The 10710-nt window shown below is 75.1% G+C and carries 8 protein-coding genes; 5 read left to right on the top strand and 3 right to left on the bottom strand.

Features of this window, described 5'->3' with window-relative positions:
- Window positions 1-225: 225 nt before the first annotated feature.
- Window positions 226-2001: an AMP-binding protein gene (locus Q4D18_RS09495; protein WP_303127698.1), complete on the top strand. Its 1776-nt coding sequence runs from the start codon at window positions 226-228 to the stop codon at window positions 1999-2001.
- A 28-nt stretch (window positions 2002-2029) separates the two neighbouring features.
- Here the strand turns inward: Q4D18_RS09495 and Q4D18_RS09490 are convergent, their stop codons facing one another.
- Complete coding sequence (locus Q4D18_RS09490; protein ID WP_303127697.1) at window positions 2030-2488, bottom strand: hypothetical protein; 459 nt, start codon at window positions 2486-2488, stop codon at window positions 2030-2032.
- 217 nt (window positions 2489-2705) lie between these two features.
- On the bottom strand, window positions 2706-3698 hold the full coding sequence (locus Q4D18_RS09485; RefSeq protein ID WP_303127695.1) for a 3-methyladenine DNA glycosylase: 993 nt from the start codon (window positions 3696-3698) through the stop codon (window positions 2706-2708).
- A gap of 150 nt (window positions 3699-3848) precedes the next feature.
- Between Q4D18_RS09485 and Q4D18_RS09480 the strand changes: the two genes are divergently transcribed.
- From Q4D18_RS09480 to Q4D18_RS09470, 3 genes are all read left to right on the top strand, one after another.
- Complete coding sequence (locus Q4D18_RS09480) at window positions 3849-5420, top strand: pyridoxal-phosphate dependent enzyme (protein WP_303127700.1); 1572 nt, start codon at window positions 3849-3851, stop codon at window positions 5418-5420.
- Between the two features lie 38 nt (window positions 5421-5458).
- On the top strand, window positions 5459-6715 hold the full coding sequence (locus Q4D18_RS09475; RefSeq protein ID WP_303127693.1) for a cystathionine gamma-synthase: 1257 nt from the start codon (window positions 5459-5461) through the stop codon (window positions 6713-6715).
- Between the two features lie 77 nt (window positions 6716-6792).
- The gene (locus Q4D18_RS09470; RefSeq protein ID WP_303127690.1) at window positions 6793-8001 is read left to right on the top strand and encodes an amidohydrolase; all 1209 of its coding nucleotides are present in this window, start codon (window positions 6793-6795) and stop codon (window positions 7999-8001) included.
- A 4-nt stretch (window positions 8002-8005) separates the two neighbouring features.
- Here Q4D18_RS09470 and Q4D18_RS09465 read toward each other — a convergent pair whose 3' ends face one another.
- Complete coding sequence (locus Q4D18_RS09465; protein ID WP_303127687.1) at window positions 8006-8770, bottom strand: hypothetical protein; 765 nt, start codon at window positions 8768-8770, stop codon at window positions 8006-8008.
- Between the two features lie 342 nt (window positions 8771-9112).
- Here Q4D18_RS09465 and Q4D18_RS09460 point away from each other — a divergent pair.
- Window positions 9113-10710: DEAD/DEAH box helicase (locus Q4D18_RS09460; protein ID WP_303127685.1), on the top strand; the 1598-nt coding region annotated here is incomplete at its 3' end.

Below are 10710 nucleotides of genomic sequence, written 5' to 3'. Positions count from 1 at the left end.
TGTAAATCAGCTGGCACTGCCTACGGGGGTTCGAATCCCTCATCTGCCACCGGGAGGAAGGCCCCGGGACCGGAACACGGTCCCGGGGCCTTCTGCATGTCCGGGGTGCGTGTCCTGCGGAGGGGCTGGGCGCGGGGGTGCGGGTCGGGTAGGTTCACGGGCAGTCACCGGCTGTGATCCACACCACAAACACGGGGGTCCGGCCGTCCGCCCCAGGAGGTCATCATGAGCCCCACCCCTGACACGTCCGCCCCCGAGTCCTGCACCTCTGGTCCGCAGGACCTGCCCCTGCTGGAGCAGACGCTCGCGCAGAACCTGGACGCCACCGCCGAGCGGTCTCCGGACGCCGTGGCGCTGGACGAGCGCTTCACCGGCCGGCGCTGGAGCCACGCGCAGCTCGCGGAGGCCTCGCGCCAGGTGGCCAAGGCCCTGATCGCCGCCGGCTACGAGCGGGGGGACCGCCTGGGCATGTGGAGCCCCAACGTGGCCGAGTGGGCCACCCTCCTCTACGGCGCCGCCCGCGTCGGGGTGATCCTGGTCAACCTGAACCCCGCCTATCGGGCGCACGAGCTCACCTATGTGGTGGAGCAGTGCGCCATGCGCGGGCTGGTGGTCGCCTGCCCGGACGCGCGCACGGATCCGCCGCGGATCGCCCGTCAGGTGGCGCGGGAGGGCGCCCCCGCGCTGCGGCAGCTCGTCCTGCTGCCCACCGATGCGGACGCCGTGCCGGTGGACGGGCCTGCCGTGGGCGAGGCCGAGGGCGCCGCGTCCGGCGGGGACGCCGTCGTCGCCGACCGCCCGGGGGAGCCCGTGGCCGAGACCGGCTGGGCCGCGTTCCTGGCCGCCGGTGCCGGCGTGAGCGACGAGGAGCTGGCCGAACGGGAGGCGCGGACGGACCCCGCGGACCCGGTGAACCTGCAGTACACCTCCGGCACCACGGGCTTCCCCAAGGGCGTCACCCTCACCCACCGCAACATCCTGAACAACGGGTTCCACATCGGTGAGCTGCTGCGGTACACGGAGCGGGACGGGGTGGTCATCCCCGTGCCGTTCTTCCACTGCTTCGGCATGGTGATCGGGCTGATCGCCGCGGTCTCCCACGGCGCGGCCTCCATTCTGCCCTCGCGCTCGTTCGACCCGGCCGCCGCGCTGCGGGTGGTCACCGAGACCGGTGCGACCAGCCTCTACGGCGTCCCCGCCATGTTCATCGCCATGCTGGCGCGCCCGGAGGTCGCGGACCTCGACCTCTCCACGCTGCGCACGGGCGTGATGGCCGGCTCCCCGTGCCCGGTGGAGGTCATGAAGCAGGTCATCGACCGGCTCCACATGGCCGAGGTGGCCATCTGCTACGGGATGACCGAGACCGCGCCGGTGTCCACCATGACCCGCGCCGACGACTCGCTCGAGCGGCGCACGCAGACCGTCGGACGGTCCATGCCGCACGTGGAGACGAAGATCGTGGACCCGGCCACCGGCGAGCCCGTGCGCCGCGGCGCCACCGGTGAGCTCTGCACGCGCGGCTACTCCGTGATGTCCGGGTACTGGGAGGAGCCCGAGCGCACCGCGGCCGTGATCGACGAGGACGGGTGGATGCACTCCGGCGACCTCGCCTCGATGGACGAGGACGGCTACGTGCGCATCGAGGGGCGCATCAAGGACCTGATCATCCGCGGCGGGGAGAACATCTCGCCGCGGGAGGTGGAGGAGTTCCTGTACACCCACCCGTCGATCCAGGACGTCCAGGTGATCGGCGTCCCGGACGAGACGTACGGGGAGGAGCTGATGGCCTGCATCATCCTGAAGCCGGGGGCCGCGGCCCTCACCGCGGAGGACCTGAAGGAGTTCGCCTCCGGCCGGATCGCGCACTACAAGATCCCCCGCCACGTGAAGCTGCTGAGCGCCTTCCCGATGACGGTCTCCGGCAAGGTGCGCAAGGTCGAGCTGCGCGAGGAGGCGGCGGCGGAGCTCGGCGGGCGGTCCGGAGGGGGCGGCGCCGGCTGAGCGGCCGGCGGGCCGCCCGGTCCGGCGCTCACCAGGCCGCCGGCAGCGGGTACACGTCCCACACCGTGCCCAGGCTGCCGGGGGCGGCCGCCCGCTGCAGTCGGTGCACGTGCCAGGCCCACGCGCTCGCGGAGGATCCCGCCGGCGCGGGCGGGCAGGTGCCGCGGTGGTGCCACACCCCGTCCGCCAGCACGAAGTCCAGGTGTGCGGCGATCCCCTCGTCCTGGTCGTCCGGCTCCTCGAGGGCCAGCCCGGCCACCTCCGCCACGGCGTAGAGGCTCGTGGCGTCCGGGTCCAGCACCAGGCCGCAGTCCTGCTCGAACGCGGTGATCCAGGCGACGGCGTGGCCCATGCCCTCCTCGGCGGAGCCGGGCGGCGAGAGCACCAGCACGGAGCCGCGCTCGCCCGGGCGCAGCGTGGCGGGCGTGCCCGGGCCGTGGGGCTCGGCGGCGTCGGCGGTCGGAGCGGGGTGGTGCTGCGCGGTCATGGCGTCCTCCGGGGAGTCGGCGCCGGACCCGGCGGGCCCGGCGGGGGAGCGCCGTCCCGGTCGGGACGGCCGAGTCCCACGCTCCCGGACCGCGCGCCCCGACCGGCCGGGCGGAGCGCGCACGGGGGACGGGCGCGGGCCGCGCGGCGCCTGTGCAGGAGCCGTCGCCTCCCCGCAGCCGCGCCCCGGGCCCGCACCCCACCCCTGAGACCCGGCCTCAGATCCGCCGGTGGTCGGCGGGGGCCAGCCTGGGCCCGAACGCCTGCTTCCGCTCGCCCGAGAGGCCGATCAGCCGCACCACCCGCTGCCGATGGCCCGACCACGGCGCCAGCAGGCGCAGCATGCCGGCGTCGTCGGTGCGCCGGCCCGTGAGCACCTGCCCCACGAACTGCGCCAGGTGGTAGTCGCCCATGGACACGAGGTCCGCGGCGCCGTGGCTGCGCTGCAGGGCCTCGGCGGCCGTCCACGGCCCGATCCCGGGCACGCCCAGCAGTGTCCGGGCCAGCCGGGCGGCCGCGGCGGTGTCCCCGGGCGGCGTCGCCTCGCCGAGCCGGTCCAGGGTCGACGCGCGGCGCGCCACCTCCAGCACCGCCCGCGACTGGGCCGGCTGCACCCAGGCGCGGGCGTGCCAGTCCCAGGACGGCACCCGCAGCACGGCCTGAGGGGTGGGCGGCAGGAGCATCCCCGCGGGGGCGGGCCCGGGCGGCGTGGCGTCCTCGATCCGGTGGGCCAGGCGCACGAGGGTGCGCCAGCCGTGCCGCGCCTGGTCGTGGGTGACCTTCTGCTCGAGCACCACCGTCATGAGCTGCCGCGCCAGCTGGCCGCCGGCCGGCAGGCGCAGGCCGGGGCGGCGCCGTCGGGCCTCCCGCACGTGCCACGGGAGCACGGGCCGGCCCGAGCCGGGGGCGAGCAGCGCGTCGAAGGCGGCCCAGCCGTCGTCGTGCAGGCCCAGCAGCAGGGGTGCGCGGGCCACCGCGAGCGCCGCGCCGGGGCCCCACGCGCGGGCCAGGACCCGGCCGCCGGCCTGCGCGGAGACGAGCAGGGTGGTCGGCAGGGACCGGCCGTGCCCGTCCGGCTCCCGCCGGGTGAGCCACACGCCCTCCGGGGCCGCGCGCACGGTGGGGTCCGCCGTGCCACGCTGCAGGGGCCGCAGCGTGAGCGCCACGTCCACGGGCCCGGGGGGCTCCAGCAGGCGCGCGGCGTCGGTCATGGGCCGCACCGTACACGGCGCCCCGGACGCCGCACCGCCGCACCGTGCGCGGTCCCACATGGCCTCCCGCGTCCCGGACCCGGTGCGGTGTCCGCCCTCTCGCGTAGCGTGGCCGCCGTGACTGACACGACCTCCTCCGCCCCCGATGGGCTGCGCTGCGCCCAGACCGTCCTCGACCTGATCGGGCACACCCCGCTCGTCAAGCTCAACCGCGTGACCGAGGGGGTGCAGGCCACCGTCCTGGTGAAGGTGGAGTACCTGAACCCCGGCGGCTCCGTGAAGGACCGCATCGCGCTGCGCATGGTCGAGGCCGCGGAGCGCGAGGGCAGGCTCGCCCCCGGAGGCACCGTGGTGGAGCCCACCTCCGGCAACACCGGCGTGGGCCTGGCCCTCGTGGCCCAGCAGAAGGGCTACCGCGCCGTGTTCGTGACCCCGGACAAGGTGGGCCAGGAGAAGCGGGACGTCCTCACCGCCTACGGGGCCGAGGTCGTGGTGGTCCCCACCGCCGTGGAGCCGGACTCGGACGAGTCCTACTACGGCGTGGCGAACCGCCTCGAGCGCGAGATCCCGGGCGCCTACCAGCCCAACCAGTTCTTCAACCCCGCCGCCCCGGACTCGCACTACGAGACCACCGGCCCGGAGATCTGGGAGGACACCGACGGGCGCGTGACCCACGTGGTGATCGGCGCCGGCACCGGCGGCACCATCACGGGCGCCGGCCGCTACCTCAAGGAGGTCTCGGCCGACCGCGCCTCCGGCCCCGTGCGGGTGATCGGCGCCGACCCGGAGGGCTCCGTGTACTCCGGCGGCACCGGCCGCCCGTACTTCGTCGAGGGCGTCGGCGAGGACATGTGGCCGGGCAACTACGACCCGTCCGTGCCGGACGAGGTCATCGCCGTCTCGGACGACGAGGCCTTCGCCATGACCCGCCGCCTCGCCGCGGAGGAGGGCCTGCTGGTGGGCGGCTCCTCCGGCATGGCCGTGGTGGCCGGCCTGCGCGCCGCGAAGGACCTCGGCCCCGAGGACCTCATGGTCATCGTCCTGCCCGACTCCGGCCGCGGCTACCTCGCCAAGATCTTCAACGACGACTGGATGGACGAGCGCGGCTTCCACCGCGCCGAGCGGCCCACCGTGCTGCCCGGCTGGGCCCGCGGCCGCACCCGCTCCGCCGTGCCCGACGCGCAGGACGGCGGGGACGGCCGCGAGGGTGCCGCCGGCGGCGCCGGCACGCCCGTCGAGGCGCTCGAGCAGGCCCAGGACGCCCCGGCGGACGCCCCCGCCCCCACGACGACGCCGGCCGGCTCCCGCTGGGACGCCTCCCTCGCCGACGTGCTCGCGGACAAGGAGGACCTGTTCCCCGGCTCCGTGCCCACCCTGGTGACCGCGTCCCCGCAGACCACGGTGGCCGACGCCGTCGCCACCCTGAACCGGTACGGCGTGGACGCCCTGCCGGTGATCGCCGAGCCGCGCCACGACCTGCGCGTCAACGAGGTCCGCGGCACCGTGTCCGCGCTCGCGGCCGGGCTCGCCGCCGGGCGCATCGGCCCGGACACCCCCGTGGGCGAGGCCATGGAGCCGGCCCTGCCCGGCGTCGGCGCCCGCACGGGCCTGCGCGCCGCGGCCCGCCGCCTGCAGGAGGAGCGCACCCTGCTGGTCATGGACGCCGGCATCGTGCAGGGCGTGGTGACCCTGCACGACGTCCTGGCCTACGTCACCGCCTGACCCGGCGCCCCCACCCAGACCCCCGAGGAGATCCCCACATGACCGAGCAGAACGCGCACGAGCAGCCCCACCACACCGCTCCCGACGCCGCCCCCGGCGACGCGGCGTCCGGGCCCCAGGAGGGCTTCGGCACCCGCGCCGTCCACGCCGGGCAGCACCTGGACGAGGTGTACGGGGCCGTGGTGCCCCCGCTGCACATCTCCAGCACCTACGCGCCGACGGCGATCGGCGAGCTGCGCCGCGGCTACGACTACGGCCGTGGCACCAACCCCACGCGCGACGCGCTCCAGGAGCAGCTCGCCGCCCTCGAGGCCGGCGTGGACCGGGACGGGACGCCGAGGGCCACCGGCCTGACCTTCGCCTCCGGCCTGGCCGCGGAGACCGCGCTGATCATGGGCGCCGGCGCCCCGGGCATGACCATCGTGATGGGCAACGACGTCTACGGCGGCTCCTACCGCCTGATCTCCAAGGTCCTCGCCCCGTGGGGCGTGCGGCACGCCGTGGTGGACATGGCGGACGCGGACCGGGTGGCCGCCGCCGTCGAGCGGGCCGCGGGGGAGGGGCCCGTGATGGTGTGGCTGGAGACCCCGTCCAACCCGATGATGAAGGTCTCGGACATCGCCGCCGTGGCGGGCGTGGCCCACGCCCACGGTGCCCTTCTGGTGGTGGACAACACCTTCGCCACCCCGTACCTGCAGAGCCCGATCGCCCTGGGCGCGGACGTGGTGGTGCACTCCACCACCAAGTACATCGGCGGGCACTCGGACGTGATCGGCGGCGCCCTCGTCATCCCGGACGCGGAGCTCGCGGAGCGGGTGAAGTTCCAGCAATTCGCCGCCGGCGCCGTCAACGGCCCGTTCGACGCCTACCTGACCACGCGCGGGCTCAAGACCCTCGGCGTGCGCATGGACCGCCACCAGGCCAACGCCCAGGAGATCGCCGAGTGGCTCACCGGCCGGGCCGGCGTCGCCGAGGTGCTCTACCCGGGGCTGCCCGACCACCCCGGCCACGAGCTGGCCAAGACGCAGATGCGCGGCTTCGGCGGCATGGTCTCCGTCCGCTTCACCGGCGGCGCGGCGGCGGCCAAGCAGGTCGCCGAGTCCACCCGCCTGTTCCAGCTGGCCGAGTCCCTGGGCGGCATCGAGTCGCTCATGAACTACCCGGCAGAGATGACCCACGCCTCCGTGGCCGGCACGGAGCTGGCCGTCTCGGACGACCTCGTGCGCCTGTCCGTGGGCATCGAGGACGCCGCGGACCTGATCGCGGACCTGGACCGGGCCATCGGCGCCCTCTGACCGCCGAGTGGTCCGTCGAGGACGCGACCGCCCCCGCACCGCTGACGGTGCGGGGGCGGTCTGCGTACGGTGGGGTGATGAGCATCACCGCCTACACCAACGCCCACGTCGTCCCCGTCACCGCCGAGCCCTTCGACGGCACCCTGGTCGTGGAGGACGGCCGGATCACCGCCCTCGGCCCGGATCTCGAGGTCCCCGCCGGGGCCGAGACCGTCGACTGCGAGGGCGGCTGGCTGCTGCCCGGCTTCGTGGACGCGCACGTCCACCTGGGCATGCACGCCGAGGGGGAGGTCGGCGCCACCGCGGACGTCAACGAGATGACGGATCCGGTCATGGCGGGCGTCCGCGCGATCGACGCCGTGGACCCCAATGAGCCCGGCTGGCGGGACGCCCTCGCCGGCGGCGTCACCACCGTGAACGTGAACCCCGGCTCCGGCAACCCGATCGGCGGGCAGGCCGTGGCGATGCACACCCACGGCCGGACCGTGGACGAGATGGTGCTGCGCAGCCCCTCGGGCCTGAAGTCCGCCCTCGGCGAGAACCCCAAGAACGTCTACAAGGAGAAGGGCCGCACCCCCTCCACCCGCCTGGGCACCGCGCTGGTGATCCGCCAGGCGTTCCAGAAGGCCCAGGGGTACATGGCCCGCCGCGCCGAGGCGGAGGCCGAGGGCAAGCCCTTCACGAAGGACCCCCACATGGAGGCCCTCGCACTCGTGCTGGAGAAGAAGATCCCGTGGCGCCAGCACTGCCACCGCACCGACGACGTCGCCACCGCCCTGCGCCTGGCCGACGAGTTCGGCTACGACCTGGTCCTGGACCACGGCACCGAGGCGCACCCGATCGCGGACGTGCTCGCCGAGCGCGGCGTGCCCGTGCTGATCGGCCCCCTGTTCACCACCAAGTCCAAGCCGGAGCTGCGGGGGCGCTCCCTGCGCAACCCCGGCCGCCTGGCCCGCGCCGGCGTGGAGATCAGCATCATCACCGACCACCCGGTCATCCCGATCGACTTCCTCGTCTACCAGGCCGCCATCGCGGTGAAGGAGGGCCTGGATCGGGACACCGCCCTGCGCGCCATCACGATCAACCCCGCGAAGGTGCTCGGCCTGGAGGACCGCCTCGGCTCGCTCGAGGCGGGCAAGGACGCGGACCTCGTCCTGTGGTCCGGCGACCCGCTGGACGTCATGCAGCGCGCACTGCGCGTGTGGATCGGCGGCCGCTCCGTCATGGAGTACGACGCCGTCGCCCACCGGCCCGTCGTCGCCTCGGCCCGGCCCGTGGAGGACTGAGCGCTCAGCGGCGCACGCGGGTGCGCACGGGCGGCAGCCACAGCAGGACCGCGCCGATCGCCATGACCAGCCCGAGGACCAGGAACAGCACGTTGGGGCGGGTCGCGGCGGGGATGGCGAGCACCACCGCGATCGTGGTGAGGGTGGAGATCGCGGACCGCCGGCGCCGCAGCAGCCCGATCCAGCCCCAGAGTGTGATCAGCGCGAGGGCGATCAGCACGCCGCCGAGGGTGTACTGACCCGTGGCGCCGCCGAGCGGGCCCACGGACTGCAGGCCGGTGAGCGGGTCCACGACCTCGCCGCCACTGGCCTCGGCCCGGCGCCCGTTGAAGACGAACGCCCCGCCGAGGGCGGCCAGCAGGAGGCTCACGGCCAGCCACCAGAGCCGGGTCAGGCGCAGCAGCGGGTGGACGCGGCCGGCCTCGGCCTCGTCCCGCTCCTCGAGGGCGCGCTCACGGCTCGCCCGCCGCTGCGCCCGCTGGGCCTCGTCCTCGTCCCGGACGCGGGTGCGCACCTCGGCGAGGCGCTCGGCGTCCCGGGCCTGGCCCTCCTTGAAGGTCCGTCCGGCCTCGCCGGCGGCGTGGCCGACGCGCTCACGCACGGGCGCGGTGCGCGCCACGGCGCGCGCGGCGCGGTCCTTCAGCCCCGGCCGGTCGGGGGAGGGGGTCCGGCGCTCGCGCTCGGCGCGCTCGGCTGACTGGCTCTCGCGGAACGCGCGGGCGGCGCGTCCGGCGGCGCGGGCGATGCGGTCGCTGCTGTTCTCAGACACGCGCCCGAGCCTAGCGGGCGGACCGGGCGAGCGGCCCGGCCCCGGCCGCCGTCGCCGGGGGTGGCCGAGAGCACATCCGGCCCGGACGGGCGGCGGGCGGTCCGTCGCGTAGAGTGGCAGGACCGGATCCGGTCATTTCCCCCTGTGTTGAAGAGCGTGGACGCGTGAGCCACGCCGTTGGATGCAGATGTCGTGCAGATGTGTGTGAGGGGTCGCGAACGTCGCGGCCCGCGGGGGTTCTCCGGCTGGACGGTCCACCCATTCCCAGCAGCCCCCGCGCCCCACGACGACGACCCGCGACCGTCGCCCTGGCGCGCGCCTGCGCATCCCCAGGAGGACGTCATGACGAACCACAACGAGACCACCGCCCCCGAGGCCGTCCAGGACCCCGAGCTCATGGAGACCGAGGCCGAGGCCCCCGCGCAGGCCGAGACGCCGCCCGAGGCCCTCTTCGAGGCCCCCTCCGAGGCCGCTGACACCGACGACGCCGCCGCCGACGAGCCGGCCCGCCCCACCTTCCTGTCCCTCGGCCTGGACGCCCGCGTGCTGGCCGCCGTCGAGGACCTCGGCTACGAGCGCCCCTCGCCCATCCAGGAGGCGACGATCCCGCTGCTGCTGGAGGGCCGCGACGTCGTCGGGCTGGCGCAGACCGGCACGGGCAAGACCGGCGCGTTCGCGCTGCCGGCGCTGTCCCGCCTCGCCGAGATCCAGGACGTCAACGGCCGCTCCGGCGCCCCGCAGATCCTGGCCCTGGCCCCCACCCGCGAGCTGGCGCTGCAGGTGGCCGAGGCGTTCGACACCTACGCCAAGCACCTCGACGACGTCTCCGTGCTGGCCGTCTACGGCGGCTCGCCCTACGGCCCGCAGCTGTCCGGCCTGCGCCGCGGCGCCCAGGTGGTCGTCGGCACCCCCGGCCGCGTGATCGACCACATCGAGCGCGGCTCCCTCGACCTCTCCCAGCTGCAGACCCTCGTCCTGGACGAGGCGGACGAGATGCTGCGCATGGGCTTCGCGGAGGAGGTCGACAAGATCCTCGCGGAGACCCCCAAGGGGAAGCAGACCGCCCTGTTCTCGGCCACCATGCCCCCGGCCATCCGCCGCATCTCCGCGCAGTACCTGAACGACCCGGAGGAGGTGGCCATGGCCCGCCAGTCCACCACCGGCACCAACATCCGGCAGCGGTACGTGCAGATCGCGCACCAGTGGAAGTTCGAGGCCATGACGCGCATCCTCGAGACCGAGGACCACGAGGGCGTCATCGCGTTCGTGCGCACCCGCGCCGGCACGGACGACCTCGCCCAGCGCCTGAACCAGGCGGGCTTCTCCGCCGTCGCCATCTCCGGCGACGTCGCCCAGAAGCAGCGCGAGAAGACCGTCGAGGACCTCAAGTCCGGGCGCGTGGACATCCTGGTGGCCACCGACGTCGCCGCCCGCGGCCTGGACGTGGAGCGCATCTCGCACGTGGTGAACTACGACATCCCGCAGGACGCCGAGTCCTACGTGCACCGCATCGGCCGCACGGGCCGCGCCGGCCGCACCGGTGACGCCGTGCTCTTCATGACCCCGCGCGAGCGCTTCCTGCTCAAGCAGATCGAGCGCACCACCCGCCAGTCGGTCGAGGAGATGCAGGTGCCCACCGTGGCGCAGGTCAACCAGGCCCGCCAGAAGGCCGTGGTGGCCTCGATCGCGCGCACCCTCGAGGAGGCCGAGCGCGGCGACCTGGACACCTTCGAGGCCCTCGTCACCGAGTACGTGGACGAGCACGGCGTCAGCGCCGCCCGCGCCGCCGCGGCCCTGGCCCTGATGGCCCAGGGCGGGCGCCCGCTGCTCACCCAGGACCAGGAGATCCCGCAGGGCGGCGGCCGCGGCCGCCGGGAGCGCGACGACCGCCCCGAGCGCGGCGGACGGGGCGAGCGCCCCGAGCGCGGCGGCGACGGGCG

Origin of the sequence: Micrococcus sp., assembly GCF_030523875.1 — a bacterium.
GTDB lineage: Bacteria > Actinomycetota > Actinomycetes > Actinomycetales > Micrococcaceae > Micrococcus.
Note: the sequence above shows the minus strand (reverse complement) of the source record. Positions and strands in the feature narration are given on the sequence as shown.

Bases quoted from the DNA above. Each gene is read 5' to 3' on its own strand.
- Q4D18_RS09495 (WP_303127698.1), top strand. From the start codon at position 226: ATGAGCCCCACCCCTGACACGTCCGCCCCCGAGTCCTGCACCTCTGGT.
- Q4D18_RS09470 (WP_303127690.1), top strand. From the start codon at position 6,793: ATGAGCATCACCGCCTACACCAACGCCCACGTCGTCCCCGTCACCGCC.
- Q4D18_RS09490 (WP_303127697.1), bottom strand. From the start codon at position 2,488: ATGACCGCGCAGCACCACCCCGCTCCGACCGCCGACGCCGCCGAGCCC.
- Q4D18_RS09475 (WP_303127693.1), top strand. From the start codon at position 5,459: ATGACCGAGCAGAACGCGCACGAGCAGCCCCACCACACCGCTCCCGAC.
- Q4D18_RS09485 (WP_303127695.1), bottom strand. From the start codon at position 3,698: ATGACCGACGCCGCGCGCCTGCTGGAGCCCCCCGGGCCCGTGGACGTG.